The organism is Pseudoalteromonas sp. PB2-1 (assembly GCF_045040605.1).
Taxonomy (GTDB): domain Bacteria; phylum Pseudomonadota; class Gammaproteobacteria; order Enterobacterales; family Alteromonadaceae; genus Pseudoalteromonas; species Pseudoalteromonas arabiensis.
In genome coordinates this window covers 391,615-414,967 of sequence record NZ_CP090667.1, presented here as the reverse complement: position 1 = coordinate 414,967, position 23,353 = coordinate 391,615, and the positions used below count along the sequence as shown (strand labels likewise).

Here is a 23,353-nt window from a genome sequence, read left to right as displayed (position 1 = left end):
ACGCAAGCGTCGCTTTTTTCCCAGAGTTTAGGTTACTTTAATTTACCACAACACTGTTTGAATTTTTGGCCTGAACCACAAGGACACGGTTCATTACGACCGACTTTTGGTTCTGCACGATGGCTAACCACTGCATCTTGTGGTGTTTCGCCACCAAGGTGCTCTGCCTCTTCGTGCTGGTATTCACGCGGTGCATTTTCGCTCTTACGATGTTGCTCTTCAACTTTTTCAACATCTTCTTCAGCGCGAACTTGTACTTTACTCAAAATACCGACAACGTCGACTTTTAAGTTCTCAAGCATTTCAGAGAATAACTCGAACGACTCACGCTTATATTCTTGCTTCGGATTCTTCTGCGCATAGCCACGCAAGTGAATACCTTGACGAAGGTGATCCATCGCTGCCAAGTGATCTTTCCAATGTTGATCAAGACTTTGTAGCATAATTGCTTTTTCGAATTGACGTAGTACAGACTCACCTACCATCTCTTCTTTTTGCTTATATGCTTGCTCAACCGCTTCTTCAATACGCTCTCGAAGTTTTTCTTCGTACAGTTTATTATCATCAGCTAACCATTGTGCAATAGGTAGCTCGATTAAGAAATCCTGCTTTAAACGTTCTTCAAGGCCTGGAATATCCCACATTTCAGCTAGGCTTTGCGGCGCAATGTATTGGTCAATCGTACCGTTTAGCACATCGCTGCGAATAGCTGTGATAGTTTCTGAAATATCGCCTTCTTCAAGTAGCTCATTACGTTGTGAGTAAACAACACGACGTTGATCGTTTGCTACATCATCGTACTCAAGTAATTGTTTACGAACGTCGAAGTTACGCGCTTCAACTTTACGTTGTGCGTTTTCGATTGCACGGTTAACCCAAGGATGCTCAATCGCTTCACCGCGTTGCATACCTAGCTTACGCATCATGTTCGTCATACGCTCACCAGCAAAGATACGCATTAATGCGTCATCCATTGATAAGTAGAAACGGCTTGAACCGGCATCACCTTGACGACCCGAGCGACCACGTAACTGGTTATCGATACGACGAGATTCATGACGCTCAGTACCAATGATATGTAAGCCACCCGCTTCGATTACCGCGTCGTGACGTTTTTGCCACGCTTCTTTAATCGCTTTGATTTGCTCATCAGTTGGCTCTTCAAGCTTTTCAACCTCACTTTGCCAGTTACCACCTAACACGATATCGGTACCACGACCGGCCATGTTAGTTGCAATGGTTACTGTGCCAGGTAAGCCCGCGTCAGCAACAATGTCTGCTTCTTGGGCATGGAATTTCGCATTAAGTACATTGTGCTTAATTTTTTCTTTACGCAAGAACTGCGATAAGTACTCAGAACTTTCGATAGAAATAGTACCCACAAGTACCGGTTGACCACGCTCTTGACAATCTTTGATATCAGCAAGGATTGCTTCGTACTTTTCTTCTTGTGTAAGGTAGACAAGGTCAGCACGATCGTCACGGATCATCGGTTTGTTCGTTGGCATTACGACTGTGTCGAGACCGTAGATAGACTGGAACTCAAACGCTTCTGTGTCTGCTGTACCTGTCATACCCGCTAATGTGTCGTATAAACGGAAGTAGTTTTGGAATGTGATTGATGCCAATGTTTGGTTTTCGTTTTGAATGCGTACACCTTCTTTTGCTTCAACAGCTTGGTGTAAACCCTCTGACCAACGGCGACCTTCCATTGTACGGCCTGTATGCTCATCAACAATGATAACTTCGTTTTCTTTAACAACGTAATCAACGTCTTTTTGATACAGCTTATGAGCACGAAGCGCCGCATACACATGGCTTAATAATGTGATGCTGGAGGCTGAATAAAGTGAATCGCCTTCTTCAATTAAGCCGCGCTCGATCAGTAGTTCTTCAACTTTAACTTGACCACGTTCAGTTAAGTGAACTTGCTTAGACTTTTCGTCGATAGTGTAGTCGCCGTCGCCTTCAACGCCTTCTTCATCTTCTTTTTCTTGTAGCTCAAGTTCTGGCACAATTTTGTTGATTTCGATGTAAAGCTCAGAGCTATCTTCAGCAGGGCCTGAGATAATAAGCGGCGTACGCGCTTCATCGATTAGGATTGAATCCACCTCATCCACTACTGCGTAGTAAAGTGGGCGTTGCACACGCTCTTCAATGCTAAATGCCATGTTATCGCGCAGGTAATCAAAGCCAAATTCATTATTCGTACCATAAGTAATGTCAGCAGCGTAAGCGATTTTCTTTTGCTGTGGCATCATACCCGGTACGTTACAGCCTACTGTTAGGCCTAAGAATTCAAATAATGGACGGTTAGTTTCCGCATCACGTTTTGCAAGGTAGTCGTTCACGGTAATTACGTGAACACCTTTGCCTGTTAAACCACGTAGGTAGGCAGGCAATGTTGCCGTTAATGTTTTACCTTCACCGGTACGCATCTCTGCGATACGACCTTGATGTAAAACCATACCACCTAGTAACTGTACATCGAAGTGACGCATGCCATTTACACGCTTAGATGCTTCACGTACCACAGCAAATGCTTCTGGTAAGATATCATCTAGGCTTTGTCCGTTATCGTAACGCTCTCTAAATTCCGCTGTTTTTGCTTTTAGATCTTCATCAGAAAGCGCCTCTAATTGCGTTTCAAGCGCATTGATCAGTGCGACCGTCTTTCTTAGGTTTTTAATAGTGCGGTCATTGCGACTACCAAAAATCTTGGTAAATAAATTAGATATCATGATAAAACCGTTACAATATATTCTTTGTTAGCTAGTCGTTAGCTAACCCACTTTCTTTAATTGATAATTAATATGCGCTTATGCTCATGATGTAGGGCATATTAATTAACAATTTATCAGTACGCTGTTTAAAACACAGCTTATTTCGTGCGCTATCATACCAGAGTCTGCGCAACATCAAACCTTCTGTGTGTGAAGATATGGATTTTCAGCAAGAAAATTTAAAAATTAGCCGTAATCTTTGATCTAATGCGTAAAAATTAAATCACTGGGTAGATATGGCGACAATCGAAATAAAATCAAGATCAGGGATGAAAAAAGGCGAATCTGAAGGCCTCTTATGCTCGCAAGACGCCCTTTGAACTGCGAGCAGACCGCAGCCCCCGCACAAAATAAATTTCACACCTACACGTTACTTCTTACGGCCATGTTGCGCTAAGCGTTCTAATTTAGCTTTTAACGACGGCGGTGCATCCGCAGCAATGGCGCTGAGGTAATCGGCTGTTTGCTCACTCATGTGACGTTTTGTAACTGGTTTTTTGTCTTGCTCAGATTTTGCTGATAAACGCTGTGTAGCTTGTGGATTAGCAGTAATTTTAATTTGCCCAAGTTCAGCCATGCCCGCCTTACGAAAGTGCGACAGCATGTCCATTTTTAAATAATTTAAGCGCAGTGCTATAGGGGCAGAGACCGCCTCAATCATTAAAGTACCATCACGATAATTACTCACTCGGCATTTTTTTGATAATGTTTCGCCTAAGAAGTCGTCCAGTATAACTTGCTGACTCGATAGCCCTTGCGCCTTGCCTGCATAGGACGCAAGTCGGCTATTGAGCCCTGCCATAATATCGCCCAGTGCTTTAGGCGCGTATCTATCTTTTGCCATCGCCCACTCTATTTAAACGATTCAATACCTCAAACGACAATATACCACTGGGGTAAGGGGGATGCGAGTAAACATTACTCGTTAAAATAAAGCCGACAAAATAACTTCAACGATAAATAAAAAAGATTCAATATTAAAACGCCTCCTACGTTTTGATTGTTTCTGATAGACTCAGATTTTGTTTTTTATTTAATAGATACAATGGCACAGCATTCTCTCACTTTAATTATATTAGCTGGTGGCTTAGGTAGTCGCTTTGGCGGAAATAAACAAATCGCTGAAATTCCAAGTCTTGGTCGCACAATCATGGAGCTAAGTATCGCCGATGCAGTCAAAGTGGGTGTTAGCCAAGTTGTGATCATTATTAATCAAAAAATTCGTGCTGAACTTGAGGCCACAATCTTACCTCGACTTCCTAATGGCCTCGATGTTGTATTAGTTGAGCAAAGTATTGATGCGTTACCAGACAAGTTCGGCCACCTAGCTGCAGAGCGCATCAAGCCATGGGGAACTGGGCATGCACTGCTTTGTGCAAAGCCTTATGTAGATAATCCTGCGATTGTGATCACCGCTGATGACTATTATGGCGATACTTCGTTTGAAATAGTTGCTGAACACTTTAAGCACAGCATGCAATGGGCCATGGTTGGTTACCCAATTAGCCAAACACTGTCAGATGAAGGGGGAGTTAATCGCGGGCTGTGTGAGGTCAATGAACAACAGCAGCTCACTAATGTGATTGAATACTTAAATATTAAACACGAAAATACTGCTCTTTACGGCGATACTCCACAAGGTGAAAGAGTGGTAATTGCAGATGATTCATTGGGCTCAATGAGCTTTTGGGGAATAACTCCCGATGTGTTCAATTACTTAGAAAGCGGCTTTTTTGAGTTCCTAGAAAGTAATGACAACGGTGTCACAAAAGAGTATTATTTGCCCGACCAAATCCAAGCCGCCATTCAAGGTAAACACCAATCTGTCACAGTCTATACAGCCCTGTCGCCTTGGTATGGTGTGACTTACAAATCAGAGCTAGAAAAGGTTTCAAATAAGCTTTATGAACTATATCACGGAAGAAGTAACAGTCACCGCCCCAGTGCAATCAAAAATGAAGAGTGAACTCTCAATGAAGTCAAACCCTGTAGCTGAGCATTTATCTCAGTGCTATGGCCTAAACGACGCCAATATTAGCCTAAAGCCTATTGGAAATGGTCATATAAACACAACCATGCTTCTTAAAGCAGATGATCAGGCCTTGGTGGTACAAAAGTTAAATACGGATGTATTTCCAGCCCCAGAGAAGCTCGTGGAGAATGCCCGTTTAATAGAACAGCACTTAACAAAGAAAAATAATAATGGTGAGTATGATTTAGATATTATTCGTCACGTACCCACTATTGAAAATGACTTTTTGGTTGAATATGACCAAGGAGTATGGCGCGCACTCGAATTTATTGGCGGCAGTTATAGTGAAGATGTTGTAGCCAGCATCTCGCAAGCACAAACTGCGGCCAATGCATTTGGTCAATTCGCCCTTGCTCTGCAAGATTTTCAGGCTGAACAGTTACATCATGTCATTCCTAACTTTCATAACCTAGAAATGCGATTTGCTGCCTTCAAAAAAGTGCTAGAGCAAAACCCACTGAACAGAACTGCACTATGCCAAGACGATGTTGATTTTTGCTTAGCACAGCAAAGCCTCGTTGCAGAACTAAAAGCGCTTGACGGTACTATTCCTTTAAGACCTTGCCATAATGATACCAAAATCAACAATATGCTGTTTTGCACAAAGTCAGACAGTGCGAAAGCGGTGATCGATCTTGATACCTGTATGCCTGGCTATTGGCTGTTTGATTTTGGCGATATGGTACGTACATTCTGTTCACCTGAGCAAGAAGACTCAACTAACTTAAATAATGTTCGCGTGCGTGAAGAAATTTTCGCAGCAATTGTAAAAGGCTATGTTGAACCGCTGCAAAATGTGATCACAGATGCCGAAAAACAAAGCTTTTGGCTAGGCACCAAAGTAATGACGTTTATGATTGGCTTGCGCTTTTTGACTGACTTTATTGATGGTGATAATTACTTTGCCACTAAACATGCGAACCACAATTTAGAGCGGGCTCGTAATCAGTTTGCACTTTATCGTGATATTCTTGATAAAGAGCATACCCTTAAAGCGATTTTAGAAATCAATAATTAAGGTTGTTGCGCGACATAAAGTCGCGACTACGATTAGGCTGGTTGCATTTGATTTGCGCGACGTACAGTCGCAACTACGATTAGGCTGGTTGCATTTGATTTGCGCGACGTAAAGTCGCAACTACGATTAGGCTGGTTGCATTTGACTTGCGCGACGTAAAGTCGCGACTACGATTAGGCTGGTTGCATTTGATTTGCGCGACGTAAAGTCGCGACTACCTGTTTGACTAGGGCAATAACGGTTAGAAACAAAAACGCCTGCATTAATGCAGGCGTTCTGTGTACTCTAAACCAGCAAACAGCATTAAACTGCTTTTAAATGGGTCGGCTTAGGTGCAACTGCTTGTGCAACAAACTCTGAAAACTCAGCACCTAGCTTTTCATCACGCATACCGTATTCGATGATTGCTTTTAAATAGCCTAGCTTGTCACCACAGTCGTGTGAACGGCCACTCATGTGGAACGCTTCGACTATTTCAGCTTCCATCAATGCATCGATTGCATCTGTTAACTGAATTTCGCCACCAGCCCCTGCCGAGGTTTTTGCTAGGATAGGCCAAATAGCTTTAGACAATACATAACGACCAACAACCGCAAGATTCGATGGTGCTTCTTCAGTTTTTGGCTTTTCTACCATGGTTTTGATCGGTGCGCTTTCGCCAGCTTTAATCGTCACTCCACCAATATCAGCAATACCATATTTACTAACATCTTCAGCTGCAACAGGCTCAAGCATGATTTGGCTTGCTCTGACTTCTTTGAAGCGTTTGATCATGGCTGCAATATTTTCTGTTTTTTGATCCGCTGTATAGCTATCAAGAATGACGTCTGGTAGCACAACAACAAAGTCATCATCACCTACAATAGGTTTCGCACATAATACCGCATGACCTAGCCCTTTTGCTTCGCCTTGACGTACATGCATAATCGTCACATCATCAGGGCAAATAGAGCGTACTTCTTCTAATAAAGTACGTTTAACACGCTTTTCAAGCGTTGCTTCAAGCTCAAAGCTGGTATCAAAGTGGTTTTCAATGGCATTTTTAGAGCTGTGTGTTACAAGCACTATCTCTTTGATGCCTGCCGCCACACATTCATCAACAATGTATTGAATTAGAGGCTTATCGACAAGCGGTAACATTTCCTTTGGAATGGCTTTCGTCATTGGAAGCATACGAGTTCCAAGACCCGCAACAGGGATAACAGCTTTCATATTAAGTCCTTTTTTAAATATTAACTCAAATTTACAACTAAGTTAGCAGTGTAAAGCTTGCTCGAATATGAACAAATTATCACTTTAACTACTCATACAAGCGAGGCAAAACGTCACTCACTTCATCAAATATGGTAACCCTTTGAGGTTCATGTCCTTTTAGGCTAAGTCGCTAAGCTAATTTAATACCTACTATTTTTATTTTATTACTTGCTGAATAAAATAAAGCGTACGACATAATCAATCATTTATTGTTACGCACTCAGCTAAATAAAGTGCTAAATCGTGACTAAAATAGCGCTTTAACGTAAGACGCTCATTTGGCTTAACGGAGTATAATGATACCACTCAAAAGCGGAACATTATATCAAACCCAAGGTAATTTATTATTAATATTCTTCATGTTAACAATAAATAATGACACTTTTTGTGTTGAATAAAACGTGGGGAAATACAGCGCAAAATAAAACCATACTATTGAATTAACCAAGCCCCTCATCTAAAGATAAAAGGCTTAGTTAACATTTAATTATGGTAATAAATAACTAATCACTACCGAACAAATCGCGTGTGTACACTTTTTCAGCTACATCAGCCAATTCATCGGTATTGCGATTAGAAATAATAATATCGGCGCGTGTTTTGAGTTCATCAATTGTTTTTACGACTTCTGAATTAAAGAACTCATTCTCTTGTAGACTAGGCTCATAAATAATGACCTCAATGCCTTTTGCCTTAATGCGCTTCATAATGCCTTGTACAGCTGAAGCCCTAAAGTTGTCAGATCCGGACTTCATGACCAGCCTATAAATACCTACTACTTTAGGGTTTTGTTTAATAATTGATTCGGCAATAAAGTCCTTTCTTGTCGAGTTTGCATCAACAATCGCTCGAATCATATTATTCGGCACATCTTTATAGTTTGCTAGTAATTGCTTGGTATCTTTTGGTAAGCAATATCCGCCATACCCAAACGAAGGGTTATTATAATGAGAGCCAATGCGCGGGTCTAAACCAACTCCTTGAATTATTTGTTTAGCATCAAGGTCATGGCTTTGGGCATAGCTATCAAGCTCATTAAAATAGGCTACCCGCATCGCTAAATAGGTATTTGAAAACAGCTTAATCGCTTCGGCTTCTGTTGAGTCGGTAAATAAGATATCAATATGTTCTTTTTCTGCACCTTGTTTTAATAACTCAGCAAATACCTTTGCACGCTCACTTTTCTCACCCACGATAATACGTGATGGATACAGGTTATCGTACAATGCTTTACCTTCGCGCAGAAACTCTGGAGAAAAAATGATATTGTCGCTATTCACCTGCTCTTTTATTGCTTTAGTAAAGCCAACCGGAACCGTAGACTTAATCACCATCGTTGCATCAGGATTGATAGCTAAAACATCATTAATAACCGCTTCAACTGAACCCGTATTAAAATAGTTAGTATCAGGGTCGTAATCAGTGGGTGTTGCAATAATCACAAATTCAGCATCTTTCAATGCTAAGTGCTTGTCTGTGGTTGCCGAAAACTGTAAATCTTTATTCGTCAAGAATGCTTCGATTTCTGTATCGATAATTGGCGACTTACCTGCATTAAGCAACTCAACTTTTTCTTCAACAATATCCAGTGCAATAACTTGGTTATGCTGAGCAAGTAGCATTGCATTTGATAAGCCTACATAACCAGTTCCGACAATAGTGATTTTCATTAAACTTTCCTAGGGTAATAATCGCTTTTTGAGTTCATTTTCTAAATGCTGCGCGACTTCAGTTGAACGATAGTTACATACCGATTGACGAGCAAATGAGCTCAGTAATTCATAGTCTTGAGGTGCCATTTCTAGTAATTCGACGATTGTATCGGCAATAGAGTTTTTATCTTTTACATCAAACAGTAAACCGTTTTTACCAGGTAGGACTATATCATTCACTGGGCTTATGTTAGATGCTAAAACGGGAGTTCCACATGCAAGAGCTTCTACGGCCACTAAACCAAAACTTTCTCTGTGAGTTGGAAAAATAAAAGCATCCATTTCACTATACTTATCAACTAATTGATTTGGTTCTAATGCACCATAGTATGTAACTAATGAAGATAAGTCACTGTTGGCTATTGTGTTTACTAGTTCGTCAACCTCTGCGCCGGTGCCATAGATATTCAATCTTAGTTTACTGATCAAATGAGGATGAGACTGCCTAATTAACACTAAGGCTTCTAGCAATTCTTGCCACCCTTTCCCTTCATCTATTCGAGAGACATACCCTAAAGTGAAAAAGGATGGTGAAGGGCTTATGGTTGGTTTAAATATATCAAAATCCACACCACCAGACGGAGATACAATAATTTTCTCCTTATCATACCAAGGATGTAGCTCAAGAAGTTTATCTTCGAAATAGGAGGATGGAACAACGACTGCTGTGCTTTTTTTTAATATTAATTTAGACGCGAACCCCATCACCTTATGGATAGTTGTATTACCAACAAGATCATCGCCATGAATATTTACTACATACTTCGGCCTTCCAACCAATAGAAAAGGGATAAGGCAAAGGGTCGAATATGTTAAATAATGAAAGTAAATGAAGTCATAATTCCGCTTACTTATTGCATACATCCCGCTTGCAATAAATTTTATATAGCAAATAAGCTTTGCAAAACCTGAAGCACGATAATCAATAACGACCTTACTTACAATATGATTCCCTTGTGTTTGAAGCTGTTGATAATTTTTACCTACAAAACTTCCAAATGAGGGATCTTTTTTTGATGGGAAAAGGTTTGCAATAAAACAAATCTTACTCATTTTTGAACCTTTCTAAAGCGCTCTAATCTCTTTTTAGCAAGTCCAGGAAATAACGAAGCTAACCATGCTCTCAGTAATTTCCCAGCAATAGGGGGCGTAAAATATTTAAATACAGTTAGCAGGCTTACCTTTTGACCGCTACTGTAATAAACCAAAAAATCAAAACACTTTTTGTTTCTTTTTGACATTAAATGACTGTACCGATCGTAAAATTGTTGAAACCCTACAGAGCGATTCTTTTGATTATCCGTAATTCTGGGTTTGTCATGAGCAGTATGCACTATATATGAAGGAGTACTTATTCGTTTCGCAGCACCAAATGTCAAAATCATTCGAGTCCACAGTTCCCAATCCTGAGATGATACAACAGACTCATCAAATAACCCTGCCTCTATCAAGCGTGCTCTCTTAGTAAGAACTTGATTAGACGCTTGGTTGAAGTTTAGCTGAGCGTCTATATCAATGATCATATCTGAATTTAAGATAGGTCGTTGAGTTTGACCGTAATCCCAAATATAGCCACTGCAAACAAAGGCATATTTGTCTTCAAATGCCTCAACTAAGTCTGCAATTCTGGTTGGTAAAAACTCATCATCATCATCAAGGCCAGTCGCATACTCACCTTGAGAATGTTGAATTGCATAGTTGCGAGCACGACATGCGCCCTCATTTTTAGCAAAGCTATGAAAGCGGATATTTTCATTTTCGCCAGCTAGCTGCTTTAAATACTCAACGGTCCCGTCTGTAGAGCCATTATCAACGATAAATATTTCTATGTTTTTATAAGTTTGCTTTTTTACCGACTCAACAGCTCTTTTGAGAAGTGGAAGTCGGTTGTAGGTTGGTATCCAAACACTCACGAGAGGTTGACATATTGTCATGAGCTACTCCTACTTTCCGTGTCTACCCACAATAACGATACAAAACAACCGAGTGAAATGCCTAACGTGCCAGAAATCCAAACATGACCACTCAACTGCGATAAAAATAGCAGGATAAGAGTACCAGCTAACACCGCAGGACTATAAATAGATTCAGGCCTAACACATTGCTTTAAGGCTTTAATAAAGGTAAAAAAGTAGAAGGAAAAACATACAAATAAACCAGTGAATCCAAAGTAAACTAATACATCAATCGCATCAATTTCAGCAGAGTACTTTATAGGGATAAACTCAGCGATTCCCGCAGTTCCGACACCTACAAGTTGCTGCCAGAATTCTAGGTAATTGACGTAAACAACTAATAGCTCTTTTGCAAATTCATCTCTGCCAGATAGAATTATTCCTAAAACTCCTTTTTGGCTCAGTACCCACATAAGTCTGTCGTACAAGCCTAAAGCCATGAGTAAATCGTTAATTACATATACAATGACCGCTATAGCACAGAACATAGGTACAAGAATATATAATTTCAGCTTCGTCATTTTAAATAGCCTCTCTCTTTCATTGAGAATAGGTACTATAAACACAAGACTTACAGCAGCGAGCATGGCAGTTTTAGTGGCGACAAGTAAGCCACAAAGCACAGTAAATAAAGAAAACAGGATGTACCACTTACGCTTATAGTTCCAACACATATGAAGCATGAAAGAGAAAAGCACGACCATGGTCGCACCTAATTCATTTGCCGCATATATAAAACCATTAGAACCTGCCGTTTCACCATCTCTTAATTGATAACTTGAGCGACCAAAACCTAGCGCCCCTAAAAATAAGTTAAAACACAGGATAGCAAAATTACTAATTAATATTCTTTCAAGCCATTTTCTAGTAAACAAATCCCAACGCGCAGCCAACAAGCCAAAATAAATAAAAATAGACATTGGCATGAGGATTTTATACACGTTTGAGAAGTCACTGATAAAAAAGAAAGTATCAGCTTCTGAGAGAAGTTGAAGTACCGGCCCCATGAGCAGTATCGCTAATAAAAGGCATAAGAAAATAAAATACCTTGGATCAAGCTTCAGTACGAGTAGCAGTACCAATCCAGTTAATGGTAATTTGTATAGCAGTGACAGCTTTAAATCCATCCCTAACTGAAGAACAGTGAATCCAGAAGCAACATCAGCAAGTAGATAAAGACTCATCATAAATACGCATAGCTTGTCCGCATATGAAGGCCCGTCATCGTTAGAAAAAAAGAGCTTTAACATCAGAAATTACCGGGCTCTTTTTTAAGGGTTTCTCTATAAGCTGTAACGTAGTCGTCTGTAGACTTGACAACTTTAGCAGGGTTTCCAGCCGCAACCACTCCATCTGGAATATCTTTTGTGACAACACTTCCTGCACCAATGATAGTGTTACTTCCAATAGTGACCCCAGGTAAAATAATGCTCCCCCAGCCGATGAAAACATTATCGCCGATGGTAATTGCTTTTCGATAAGAGCGCCGAGATCCTTTCCTATAGCTATCTTTGTGAACCACCAGTTCCTTTAAAAACAATGTAGGAGAAGCATCGTGACCTAAAAGCGTAGCTCCGGTAATAGTGCAATCTTTACCGATATAAAAACGGTCTCCTTTAGATGAAGACGAGAGTTTAGTATCAATAATAAGTGTATTTTCTCCAATCTGAGCACCTTGTCTGGTGTACTTTTGGATACTCAATGCATAGCCTAAGCTGTCAATTTTATTCTGTAATTTATCAGAACTAATGACTCGACTAATAACTTTTAATAAATAATAGAATAATTTAGAAATCACCTGCTAACTCCTTAGCAAGCACACGCCAGCTAAATTTTTGCTCTGCAAGTTCTCTATTTTCATATTGTAACTGAGTATACTGCGTCTCAGGTAAAGCCATTAAGCTCGTCATTCCTCTGGCAAAAGCAGAGGCAGAATACTCATCGACCAATATATTGTTTGAAGGCTCCAAAATCTCACTCGTCGCAGTGACTACCTTGTCGCTCGATTTTGCACCTATAATAGGCAAACCTGACGATAACGCTTCTAAAATGGTTTGTCCTAAGGGCTCATATGTTGAAGACATAATGAAAAAGTCAGCTGCTTTATAATAGTGTTCAGGGCAGCTTTGACGACCTAAAAAGATCACTCTACCACTAACATTTAACCGTTCAGAAAGTGCGCGTAATTCAGCCTCTTCAGCACCTTCACCTAGTAGCCAGAGCGAGGCATTGTTGTCGTTTAAAAGCTTTAAAGCTTCGATCGCAGTATCAAACCCCTTTGCTTTCACAAAGCGTCCTATACATAAAAAAGCCTTGCTTTGCTCTGGTAAACCTAGTTCTTTTTTTAGCTGAGATTTTTCAGTTTGTGTCGCCAAACTAAAGCGAGACAAACTAACGCCAGGCTTACAAATACTCATTGCTTTAGAGCGGTTAATATTTCGGATTTGCTGCTGCATGTTTTCGCTGAAAACAAATAATTTATCAGCGCTATTAAATGCCATACGTTGCACAGTTTTATGCAAAAAAAATGATAAGTGCCCTTTTAGCTTTAGTAGCTTATTATCATTAGCCCTGTAGCTGGCTTTTGTTTCGTTAGCGACAACCCCTGGCACTAAATAAACAATATTTTTATATTTTAAGGCTTTTAAATACAGAACATTAAAGTGAAAACGACAAATAGTTAATACCGGAGAGTGACGCTGCAAAACTTTTTTATAAAGCTTAACTGCATTATAAGTCTGCTTTAGCACTCGCCCTAAACCTCTACTGCGTCCGAAACGGTAGCGATAAATAGTCACACCCTCTTCTATCTCGACTTCGGGTAATTCTTTATTCTCAGGGTTGAGGTCACTGGCTACAATAACAACTTCATAGCCCAGCAGAAGGTATTCTTGTGCTAAGTGATAAAGCGAGTTCTCAATGCCACCAATATTAGGCTTATATTGATTACTCGTGAGCAACACACAAGGCTTAACATGTTCTGTAGTCATTGCTTTTAAGCCTTTTTTCTTAACGCAAGAATAAATGCAACAATTAGAGAAACAAGGCCTCCAAAAAATGTTATTCCTAAGCAGATAAGAGCGCGAGAAGGGCCTGATTTTTGTTCAGGATAAATAACCGGAGATAAAGGTTTTACTAGATGAAAGTCACCGACGGTAGACAATAACTTTGAGCGAGTTTGGTCCGCAATAAGTTCGTAGAATAGAGAGCGCAACTCAGCGACATTAGTTTCCGCAGCTTTCTCTTGCAGGTAATTAATAGCCTCTTCAGCTTCATTGCGGTCTTTGTCACGCCAAAAGGCATTAATATCTTCAATTAACCAATTGGTAATATTAACCGATAACTCTGGTGAAAGCGCTGTCACCTCTAGCTGAACGACGCCCTTTTTTTTCATATAAAGTATATCGAAGCTGCCTAATAGAGGAATATAACCATCCCACGGCGAAGGCTCAACATCTTTACCAGGAGGCGGAGTTCTTACCCATTTTTTTTGCTCAGCATCGTAAACTTCAGGATTATAAATATAGGTATCAGTACTTTGGTCCCACCCCTTTAGAGCAAGTAACTCTGGTAATAAGTTCCTTTTTTCTATAAACGGTTGAATAAAGCCTCTGCTTCGCATAAATTCAATTGCGGTTTCAACTTCGTCAGCCTCAGAACCACCAAGCGATATCCCTGCCATACTTGCAAGACCACCAAATTGACCAGCTAATTTATTAAGGCCGCCCCCTTCCTTGGCATTAGATGGAACCAAGTAGACTTTTGCTGTGTATTTATTTGGTTGCTGCATAGCAATATATACAGACAATGCTGCCGAAAGTAGAGTACCGATTACAACTACCCATTTATACTTCATTAACCTAGAAAATGTTAAGTTTATACCTTTACTTTCCATGGAGTTTCTCAACCAACTGACTACTAAAAGTCAGGCATTATAGCAAATGAAGGTATGATTAAAATAGATTTAAAAACTTTAGTTACGCCCGCGAATATTTCACTTAAAAATGCTCATAAAACTAGCGTTAAGTAATTGCTGCTAGGAAATGTTTTTTGAATTCGTTATCATAAAGCATATGTGTTTCTTATCTTTTGTCCCCGACTTTATAGCCATAAGAACCGATTACAAAAATGAACCTAAGATCAAATAGAAATCAATAAGCATGTCAAAACAACCAGTCGTTATTCTCGCATATGGGGAAGGTGGGCACAAAAAAGAGATGAGTTTACTATATAAACATATTAAAGAATCAGAACTTAAGTTTATATCTTTAGGGCCATCTCCACTATGTTCACAAGTAACACATTTCAAACTAGGTGATGTTCGTCACAAAGAGAACCGTTTAAAATCATTGTTAATGGCAATGCTTGGGCTATTTCGGTCAACCGTTATTACGCTAAAGATTTGTCATAAGTACCAAGTGACGGGGATCGTTTCAACCGGACCTGGCATGGCTATTATTCCTTCTATCATTCTCAGAGCCATGGGTAAAAACGTCATTTTCATCGAGACGTTTTGTCGCTTTTATACACGCTCTTTCACTGGTAAATGGATGTCGAAAATATGCAGTGAATTTTGGGTGCAAAATAAAGAGCAGCTTACCCTCTATAAAAATGCAAAATATTGTGGACGCTTATGAAAATCCTTGTCACTGTAGGCTCATCATCTTTTGATTCTTTAATTCGTGCGGTAGACCAAGCCGCTACAAAATTGAAGGCGTTCTCATTTACTTTTCAGATAGGCACAGGAGAATACAAGCCTCAAAATGGCAACTCTTTCGCTCGTTCAAATGAGTTTTCAAGCGTGCTTGCCGATGCAGATATTGTTATTACACACGCGGGGGCTGGCACTGTTTTTGAATTATTGGAGCTCAACAAAAAAATGATTGTCGTGCCAAATTTTGACAGAGTCGATAAACACCAATCAGATTTAGCCTTATATATCGAAAGAAACAACTATGCTTTGGTTTGCCATGATGTAAATCATATAGAGAGTCATATAGAAGGCATCATCGCGTATGAGCCTGTTCCCTACAGCAAAGAGTCTTTTTTCCTCGCGGATGAGTTAACAAGTAAGCTCCTAAAAAAGTAACTCCGTACTTTTTTGAAAAGTACGGCTTAACGTTCTGAACTACTGAGTTAACTCGCTGTAAAGTCTTTTAATACTTGCTGTATTCATGTCTATTGAAAATAGCTCAGCTAATTTATGTCTTTGCGCAAGGGTTAAACTCGCTTCATTTTTATATAACTCAGCTATTGCCCCTGCCAATGACTCAGGGTCTCTTTGAGGCACCACTTTCATTGCGGATGTATCAACTAATGATGCCAGCTCAGTCAAACCACCGCATTCAGAAACTACCGTTGCTAAACCCGAAGCCATTGCCTCTAGTGCAGCGACACCAAAAGATTCTTCTTGAAATGTAACATCATCTCGAATCGATGGCTGCGCATAAATATTATACGATGAAAGCAGCTCTGGTAATGCTTGATGACTCACCATATCGATAAAGTTCACATGTTTAGTTAAAGCTAACTGGTCAGTTAAGCCCTGTAAATGCTCTTTAAGCTCACCGCCACCAATCAGGGTGAGGGTCGCATTAGGGTAGTCTTTATGTAAAACAGCCAATGCACGAATCAAAAACTCATGACCTTTACAATTAATTAAGCGTCCAACCGAGACAATATTCAAAGTATCGAAACTCTTTTCCTGCTTTGTTGACAGAAACATAGAATTAAAAGAGTTATGCACAACTGTAATTTTTTCACTCGGAACATCCAGATTTTCGACTGTTTTACGTTTTAAAAATTCAGAAGGAACAGTCCACTTTATAAAATCTTTGCTACCTGCTTTTTTAAGTACAGCCCTGTATTTAGCCCTAATTAAAGGTTCACTATTTACATCAGAGCCATGCAATGATGCCAATGTGGGTATTTTGAGGTTGAGTTTTTCGCTTACGTGCATCCATGTCTTCACCCCATTACCAGTGTGGCAATGAACAACATCTGGCTTAAACTCATCAATCACCTTTTGCCAATATTTGTAGTCAATCATATATGGCAGCAACTGTAGCCTTAGGGCAAATGCCTGTGTAAAGCGCTCATTAATAACCATTTTAATTGGGCACAAGTAGACAAGTTCAAAAGGACGGCTTTGTTCATTGACTCTTTTAGCGGTCACTACCGCAGATTCTATCCCTTCTTTTTCCAACGCTGTAACTTGATCATAAATAAATGTTTCCGTGCTCATTGAAAAGTTAGGTATGTAATGTAGAACCCTCATTCTTTTCCTTTCTTAATCTACTTAAAATTACAGGGAGCTTGCATGCTATAGTCAAAAAATATTGAGCAAAGATTGCTATAAGCACTCCCCAAAGTTCAATTTTCGCCCCTAGAACTAGGATCCCTAAACATAAAACCAGATTAGAAAAAAGCGTAATCAGTAATAAACTCTTAACATAACCTAAAGCCAGAAAAACAGGATGTATCGGAGTCAATGCAGCGGATACTGCATGAACAATCATAAATACCACAATATGCCACTTGTAAACCAACAACTCTGCTGAAAAAAGAGCCACAACCCAGTAATCAAATGTCATACTTGCAACAGCAACAAATGCAAGGGAAAGTAACAATAGTAACAGCACTATTTTTGACATTATCTTTTCGACTTTGTCATACGCTTTTTCGGCTAAATAGACATTAATCTCTGGGTATAAAACCTGATTTAAAGGACTGGTTAACCTTGTTGAGATAGTAGCTATTTGCTTAATAACACGATAAGCACCAGCGGCACCGACGGAGACCACAGCACCCACTAAAATATTGTCTAATTGCTTGACTGGGATATCGGCCAGCGAGGTCATGTGTACAGTCAAATTAAAACGGCTAAATTCTTTTTTCTTATCATTAGACAGCAAGTTGCAATCACTCTGGCTTTTTATCAATGAAGCAACATACCGACTGCTGTGGCATTGTATATAAATAACCCCCACACCTAAAGTCAGAAGGTACGCCGTTACAAAAAAACCGACACCAAAGTTTTTCCAGTACCCTAATAATGCGCACAGAAAAAACAACACGGCGCTAACGATTGCCTGCATCGCCAAAACGTTGTAGCGTTCCTGATAACGCAAAACACCTATAGCAACACTAGTTTGATTAAGTAGGATATATACTGAGCACCACTGTAATAATTCAGTGTGATGCTGCAAATTGAAGCTCTCTGCGTAGGTTTGTGCAAAGCATATCGCAATTAGAGTCCCGATGAGGGCACATATCAGATCATACTTGAGGGTTAACACAATAAGAGATGCTTTATCTTTTTCAAGATAAAAGTAGCGAATCACACCTTGCCATGCTTGCGGATTAAAACACAAACTTAAAACCAATATGTAAGCTTGAAGTAGAGTCACCTCTCCAAAGGACTCAACACCTAATGCTTTCAACGAGAGGGCGACTGAGAAGAAGTTCAGGACAGACGCAGATAAATTTCCGCTGATCAGCGTTCCAGTCTGCCTAATTAATTTACTTAGCATTACCTAGGTTGTTCACTAATACAGAAGCAATAACAAAGCTATTGCTTAACTTTATGAGCCTTTCCCTCTGGCTGCTTTTTTGAAACACCAAAAAATCGGCGAGCACGTACTGTTAATCGCCATATGTTAACCATAACTTGATGATATACGATTAAACAGAAAATAAAGCCGTAAAACATGTAGTAGTCAGGAACAGCATTTAACTGGGCTAAAATACCCACTAACGCAAAACAACAACCTAGCATAGAAATAACAAACAAGGTCATCTTAGGGCCAACCCCTAATCTTTGCAGAATATGGTGTAAGTGCTCTCGGTCTGGCTTAAATGGAGACTGACCTTTTTTGATTCTACGAATAATAGTAGAAATTGCATCCATAATTGGAATAGCCGCCACCCATAGCCCTGTTACAGGATTAAAGGCTGCATTACCTGACTGTGAACCTTCGAGTAAAAGCCAAACAACACTAAAACCTATCACCGTGCTGCCAGCGTCGCCCATAAATATCTTAAAGCGCTGACCTAAAGGAATACCTAAATTCATTAATATATAAGGAATCGTCGCTGCAACTACAACCATACAAAATACAGCTAGCTGGACTTGACCATTAAAATAAAATAACAGACCGAGCGAAGCAAACGTAATGGTCGCTAATGCGCCTAATAAACCATCGATTCCATCAACCATGTTGTAGGCATTAATCGCCCCCACTACCACAACAACGGTAACGAGATAACTAAAATACGACAACTCTAAATCAAAGCCACCGACGATTTGCCCTGCATTGGTAAAAACCAATTCGCCAAACACCATCATCATGGTTGAAATAAACGCTTGTACTAATAACCTTAATCGGAAACTAATATCGTATAAGTCGTCAAAAACACCTATGACTAATAATATACTGGCGCAAAACAAATAAATAAAAGTGGAAGAGATTGAATCGGGGTAGATAACTAAATAACTGAATACAACAACAAAAACAGCCAAACCACCCACTAGAGGGACAGGGCCGTTATGATGTTTACGCATATTTGGCTGATCAACAAGATTTATATAAATGGCAAATTTTCGAAATACAAAAAGGCTCAAAAACGAGCACATAAAAAGTGCAATAGTTGTTAAAATCACAGAAAATAAACCTTAATCAACATGAAGTACCCCGAAACATCATCAAAACGCCTATCATTATAGATGATTACAAATAAAAAGACATAAACGTTTTAACAGCTGTAACCCTTGTTTTACTAAAAACCTAACTTTAGCTACCGATTAGTACCTATAAGCTATAAAACTAAAAACTAAACTTTAACCCACACATACAAATCGTACCCTTTACAGTTACAACCGAGACAAAGGCCGAAAATAATATAAGAATTACAATCACCTTACAAGCAAACATAAAAACAAACTGTAAAACTTCGTTACTAACATGTAATCATACAATTAAGAACTGAATTAAAGCTGACTTCCCCCTGTCAGTTAGCGCAACTTTTAATAGTGAGCCAAAAAACAGTTACTGTATGGTAGACAGCAGCGTTTGCCACATGTCTTTACTTTGCTGCTTATACTTCATCGCATAATTTTCTAGCTGAGACTTTCTTTCAGTGTTTTCGTTCAAACACGTATTGAGTAAAGCATCTAAACTAGCTGGTGAAACATTAGCAGGAAGCAGCGTTTCCTCAGAGCCGTACTCTTTGAAAAGCTCTTGATACTTGTGGCTCCAGCCAGTTGCAATACATGGAATAGCCTGAGAAAGCGCACTCACACAACCGTGAAAGCGTGAGCAAATAATCACTTTGCCTCTGGCAATTAATGCTTTGACTGACTCAGCATCTGCTGGCTCAACCACTTCGCAAGGCGTGTCTAGCAAGCGATTAATTTCATGGCACAGGGGGGCGTCATCTGCCCCACTGTGATTGAGAATAATCACCTTCTCCCCTTTTTTAAGAGCTTGGTTAGCCAAGTGAGCCAAGGTTGTGACATAGTTTTCTCGCCACCATGTGTTTTTATTTCTTTTACTGAGCATTTTTGAGTTAGGGATCAAAATAACATGATCCTGATATATGTCGTATTCAGGCTTGGCTGTTGGTACAAATAAATTCGTGAAATCAGGGGCTTGCTTAATATTAGTTGATTCACCCACAAGCTCTACAATGTGCTCATACGAAGGCTGTTCTCTTGCAAACACAAGGCTTGCATTAGAAAACGCGACCTTCGCATACTTTTTATTTTCATCGCGCGAGAAAGGCCCTAACGATTGCGGCATAAAAATATAATGCTTTGAGCGAGACTGAGTGCGTTTAACAACACTTGCCACTTGTCTTAAAACGAGATCAGACCATTGGTCGCCATAACTAAAACCTGACGCATCTAAAATCACATCAACATCCGCTTCAGTTACAATACCAAAGCGATTTTTAAAATAACGACGTATTGAAGACGGAATACAGTAAAATAGCCAATTAAGGTCAAGAATATTTTTGCACAGGTTGATCTTTTGGTATGCGCCTACTTTTGCTCGTTTTACATAAGGCGAGTTAGCATTATGCACTAAACAAATTTCAGCATTTGGTAACGCTTTATTTAACTGCGCAATAATCGATGCAAGCATCAACTCCGCACCCTTATTAACAAATTGAACACCCTTAATTTCAACTAACACAAGCAACCCAAACTGAATGAAAACGCAAAGCGAGTAAGAATATACAGCAATCTATAGTCATTCAAGCATTCCGTGCAATTTCTTTGATTTACGATAAACTACCCGTTCAAATAGGCAATAAAACACCTAAAATGAGCTTAAACGTTAAAAACTCACTACTGCTTATCATCGAAAAAGTTGTGCTACTCGGCCTTGGCTTTATAAACAATATTTTATTAGCACGGCTAGCAGGCCCTGACTTATTTGGCGAGTTTTCTTACATAGTTTCATTTGCCGCCATTTTCAGCCCATTGGCAGTCATGGGGCTTAATAATATTATTACTAAATACATCGTAAAATACCCTGCAAACAGCCACTACTATATAAAGTCTGCCTTAATTATTCGCTTATTAGGTGCCATTGTCTCGTTAGCGATTACTACCTTAGTGTGCTTATACGCCTTTAATTTAGAACATCAGCAAGCAGGGCTAATAATCATGTTAGTCGCTATGCAAGGTTTTACATTTTTATATGTGCTGGAGTTTTTCTATATAGCTAAAAAGCAAGTATCTCAGTTGGTAAAGCTACGCCTAGTAACCATAACACTTATTAATATTGCAAAACTCATCGCTATTATTAATGCAGCTGATTTAACAACGCTTATTTTTTTACAAGGGCTTGAGACCGTACTGATCGGCGCGTGTTACTACATTATGTATACCAGCCAAAAGCATCATCAGGTTTATAAACTACAACCCAAAAAGCAAACTTACCTTGCGCTTTATCAAAAAGGAAAATGGCTGTTATTTTCAGGCGTTGCAGCCGTTATCTATTTAAAAATAGATCAGATAATGCTTGCTAACCTCATTAACACAGAAGCAGTGGCTTACTATGCCGCAGCGGCTAAGTTATCTGAATTTTGGTATGTGTTTCCAGTATTAATAGCCAATGTTTATACAACACAACTTAGCCATTGTCGTTTTAAACACCCTACCCTGTATCAACAGTTACTACAGCGGTTGATCCTGGTGCTAACTTGCTCTGCCGTTATTTTAAGCTTAGCGACTTGGTTTCTTGCTGACAACATCATTGCACTGATTTATGGCTCAGCATACACAAGCAGTGCCGCTATTCTTAGTGTTCATATTTTTGCGAGTTTGTTTGTTTTTCAGCGAGCAGTGCTATCTAAATGGCTTATTCTTGAAAAACTTTATAAATACAGCCTGCTCTCTAACCTTTTAGGGGCTGTTGTAAATATTTTACTCAACTTATTACTCATACCTAAATACCAAGGGTTAGGGGCTGCATGGGCAACAATTATTGCTTATATGGTTGCAAGCTATGGCTTTTTGTTTATTAACGTAAAAACTCGGGAGTACGCAAAAGTATTGCACCAAGCTGTGTTACACTCTGTGCCAATTTTGACAAACCTCATTCACGATTTAAAAGTACAGTATGAAAAGCACAGTAAAAAAAATAATTAACCGACTTGGTTACGACGTTGCCTTTAGACGTATTGCTAAAAACAGCCATAACCACGCAAAACCAATCTGCTTTGTACACGTACCTAAATCGGGAGGTATTTCTATTGATTTAGCCATGCGTGAGCAATTTGCGATTGCTGGTCAACCTCGCTTTAGCCGCGAAGGTGCCATTGCCATGAGCCTAGCAGGTATGAACCGCGAAATTACTGATTTAGATAGTATTAGTGAGTTTAGCGATCACCATGCTAAACAATTAACTGGCTTGCTTGCGTACCACCTTGCACAAGACTGGCCCTATATAAGTGGCCATGTAACAACAAACAAACAATTGCTTAATCAATTTGCCAATCAGTATCACTTTGTGACTGTGCTGCGTGAGCCAGTAAGCCGATTTAAGTCGAACTACCTATACAATAAACTGACCAACTCATTGCCAATGATGGCACCAAACAACTTAAACTACGATAACCTCACAGCAGAGGTCGACACCATTTTGCAGCACCGCAGGGGGTGGCAAATGGCCAATGTTACCAGTATGTGTATTGCTGGCCGCTTCGCTAGGGATGAGCATGATGCTAAAACAATGCAAAGTGAGTTCAGTGATAACCTTGAAAAATACAGCGTGGTGAGTTTTTTAGATAATCTGGATGGGTTTTCTTCTAAGATACACACGTTAACAGGTAAGCAGATTAACATTGGCAGTCATAATACAACCGAAAGCCATTTAGATAAGCGCAAGCAAAGTGTGAAAGACACACTGCAAAATTATTTAAATGAACCGCACATCAACCAACAAATACAGCATTTATGCCGATTTGAAACCGACAACTACCTACGCGCAAAAGACAAGTACAGTACGCTTTAAAATCAGCATATGTAGAGGTGAGGGTGAGTAGAGGTGAAGAGTAGAGGCGAGAAGTAGACGATTTTAGAAAAGTTA

Annotated in this window: 20 protein-coding genes; 6 read left to right on the top strand and 14 right to left on the bottom strand. The window is 39.6% G+C overall.

The window, feature by feature from the left end; genetic code table 11:
• Positions 1 to 32: 32 nt before the first annotated feature.
• The gene (gene secA, locus L0Z67_RS01990) at positions 33 to 2,741 is read right to left on the bottom strand and encodes a preprotein translocase subunit SecA (protein WP_237114761.1); all 2,709 of its coding nucleotides are present in this window, start codon (positions 2,739 to 2,741) and stop codon (positions 33 to 35) included.
• Between the two features lie 412 nt (positions 2,742 to 3,153).
• Positions 3,154 to 3,627: a DUF721 domain-containing protein gene (locus tag L0Z67_RS01985; RefSeq protein WP_237114760.1), complete on the bottom strand. Its 474-nt coding sequence runs from the start codon at positions 3,625 to 3,627 to the stop codon at positions 3,154 to 3,156.
• Positions 3,628 to 3,828: 201 nt separating this feature from the next.
• Here L0Z67_RS01985 and L0Z67_RS01980 point away from each other — a divergent pair, with 201 nt between their 5' ends.
• Together L0Z67_RS01980 and L0Z67_RS01975 are read left to right on the top strand one after the other, a co-directional pair.
• Positions 3,829 to 4,749 carry an NTP transferase domain-containing protein gene (locus tag L0Z67_RS01980; protein WP_237114759.1) on the top strand — a complete coding sequence of 307 codons (921 nt, stop codon included), beginning with the start codon at positions 3,829 to 3,831 and terminating at the stop codon, positions 4,747 to 4,749.
• 7 nt (positions 4,750 to 4,756) lie between these two features.
• Entirely contained in the window at positions 4,757 to 5,833 is a 1,077-nt protein-coding gene (locus L0Z67_RS01975) for a phosphotransferase enzyme family protein (protein ID WP_237128106.1), read from the top strand.
• A 303-nt stretch (positions 5,834 to 6,136) separates the two neighbouring features.
• Here the strand turns inward: L0Z67_RS01975 and galU are convergent, their stop codons facing one another.
• The 8 genes from galU to L0Z67_RS01935 all read right to left on the bottom strand — a co-directional run bounded on the left by galU (position 6,137) and on the right by L0Z67_RS01935 (position 14,649).
• Positions 6,137 to 7,045 carry a UTP--glucose-1-phosphate uridylyltransferase GalU gene (gene galU, locus L0Z67_RS01970; RefSeq protein ID WP_062567267.1) on the bottom strand — a complete coding sequence of 303 codons (909 nt, stop codon included), beginning with the start codon at positions 7,043 to 7,045 and terminating at the stop codon, positions 6,137 to 6,139.
• A 545-nt stretch (positions 7,046 to 7,590) separates the two neighbouring features.
• Positions 7,591 to 8,757: a nucleotide sugar dehydrogenase gene (locus tag L0Z67_RS01965; RefSeq protein ID WP_193988230.1), complete on the bottom strand. Its 1,167-nt coding sequence runs from the start codon at positions 8,755 to 8,757 to the stop codon at positions 7,591 to 7,593.
• A gap of 9 nt (positions 8,758 to 8,766) precedes the next feature.
• Positions 8,767 to 9,852 carry a glycosyltransferase family 4 protein gene (locus L0Z67_RS01960; RefSeq protein ID WP_193988229.1) on the bottom strand — a complete coding sequence of 362 codons (1,086 nt, stop codon included), beginning with the start codon at positions 9,850 to 9,852 and terminating at the stop codon, positions 8,767 to 8,769.
• Positions 9,849 to 10,733 (bottom strand): glycosyltransferase family 2 protein, encoded by an 885-nt coding sequence (locus L0Z67_RS01955; RefSeq protein WP_193988228.1) that lies wholly within the window; start codon positions 10,731 to 10,733, stop codon positions 9,849 to 9,851. The genes L0Z67_RS01960 and L0Z67_RS01955 overlap by 4 nt, the downstream gene beginning before the upstream one ends.
• Positions 10,730 to 12,004 (bottom strand): O-antigen ligase family protein, encoded by a 1,275-nt coding sequence (locus tag L0Z67_RS01950; protein WP_193988227.1) that lies wholly within the window; start codon positions 12,002 to 12,004, stop codon positions 10,730 to 10,732. Before L0Z67_RS01950 ends, L0Z67_RS01955 begins: the two co-directional genes overlap by 4 nt.
• A complete protein-coding gene (locus tag L0Z67_RS01945) occupies positions 12,004 to 12,552 on the bottom strand; it encodes a DapH/DapD/GlmU-related protein (RefSeq protein ID WP_405128397.1) in 549 nt (182 codons plus the stop codon). The genes L0Z67_RS01950 and L0Z67_RS01945 overlap by 1 nt, the downstream gene beginning before the upstream one ends.
• Complete coding sequence (locus L0Z67_RS01940; protein ID WP_237114757.1) at positions 12,542 to 13,744, bottom strand: glycosyltransferase family 4 protein; 1,203 nt, start codon at positions 13,742 to 13,744, stop codon at positions 12,542 to 12,544. The genes L0Z67_RS01945 and L0Z67_RS01940 overlap by 11 nt, the downstream gene beginning before the upstream one ends.
• Before the next feature lie 5 nt (positions 13,745 to 13,749).
• Positions 13,750 to 14,649 (bottom strand): Wzz/FepE/Etk N-terminal domain-containing protein, encoded by a 900-nt coding sequence (locus L0Z67_RS01935; protein WP_193988224.1) that lies wholly within the window; start codon positions 14,647 to 14,649, stop codon positions 13,750 to 13,752.
• A gap of 322 nt (positions 14,650 to 14,971) precedes the next feature.
• On the opposite strand from L0Z67_RS01935, the gene pssD reads away from it, so the two are divergent.
• A complete protein-coding gene (gene pssD, locus L0Z67_RS01930; RefSeq protein WP_405128396.1) occupies positions 14,972 to 15,391 on the top strand; it encodes a PssD/Cps14F family polysaccharide biosynthesis glycosyltransferase in 420 nt (139 codons plus the stop codon).
• Positions 15,388 to 15,843 carry a PssE/Cps14G family polysaccharide biosynthesis glycosyltransferase gene (gene pssE / locus L0Z67_RS01925; protein ID WP_237114755.1) on the top strand — a complete coding sequence of 152 codons (456 nt, stop codon included), beginning with the start codon at positions 15,388 to 15,390 and terminating at the stop codon, positions 15,841 to 15,843. Before pssD ends, pssE begins: the two co-directional genes overlap by 4 nt.
• Before the next feature lie 39 nt (positions 15,844 to 15,882).
• On the opposite strand, the gene L0Z67_RS01920 is transcribed toward pssE, so the two are convergent.
• The 4 genes from L0Z67_RS01920 to L0Z67_RS01905 all read right to left on the bottom strand — a co-directional run bounded on the left by L0Z67_RS01920 (position 15,883) and on the right by L0Z67_RS01905 (position 20,950).
• On the bottom strand, positions 15,883 to 17,031 hold the full coding sequence (locus L0Z67_RS01920; protein WP_405128395.1) for a glycosyltransferase family 4 protein: 1,149 nt from the start codon (positions 17,029 to 17,031) through the stop codon (positions 15,883 to 15,885).
• Positions 17,006 to 18,286: a lipopolysaccharide biosynthesis protein gene (locus L0Z67_RS01915; protein ID WP_237114753.1), complete on the bottom strand. Its 1,281-nt coding sequence runs from the start codon at positions 18,284 to 18,286 to the stop codon at positions 17,006 to 17,008. The genes L0Z67_RS01920 and L0Z67_RS01915 overlap by 26 nt, the downstream gene beginning before the upstream one ends.
• A 38-nt stretch (positions 18,287 to 18,324) precedes the next feature.
• Entirely contained in the window at positions 18,325 to 19,416 is a 1,092-nt protein-coding gene (gene wecA / locus L0Z67_RS01910) for a UDP-N-acetylglucosamine--undecaprenyl-phosphate N-acetylglucosaminephosphotransferase (RefSeq protein ID WP_267145285.1), read from the bottom strand.
• A gap of 385 nt (positions 19,417 to 19,801) precedes the next feature.
• Positions 19,802 to 20,950 (bottom strand): polysaccharide pyruvyl transferase family protein, encoded by a 1,149-nt coding sequence (locus tag L0Z67_RS01905; RefSeq protein ID WP_267145284.1) that lies wholly within the window; start codon positions 20,948 to 20,950, stop codon positions 19,802 to 19,804.
• A 131-nt stretch (positions 20,951 to 21,081) separates the two neighbouring features.
• On the opposite strand from L0Z67_RS01905, the gene L0Z67_RS01900 reads away from it, so the two are divergent.
• On the top strand, positions 21,082 to 22,413 hold the full coding sequence (locus L0Z67_RS01900) for a flippase (RefSeq protein ID WP_237114751.1): 1,332 nt from the start codon (positions 21,082 to 21,084) through the stop codon (positions 22,411 to 22,413).
• Positions 22,385 to 23,278 carry a sulfotransferase family 2 domain-containing protein gene (locus tag L0Z67_RS01895; protein WP_237114750.1) on the top strand — a complete coding sequence of 298 codons (894 nt, stop codon included), beginning with the start codon at positions 22,385 to 22,387 and terminating at the stop codon, positions 23,276 to 23,278. Before L0Z67_RS01900 ends, L0Z67_RS01895 begins: the two co-directional genes overlap by 29 nt.
• The last annotated feature ends 75 nt before the right edge of the window (positions 23,279 to 23,353 follow it).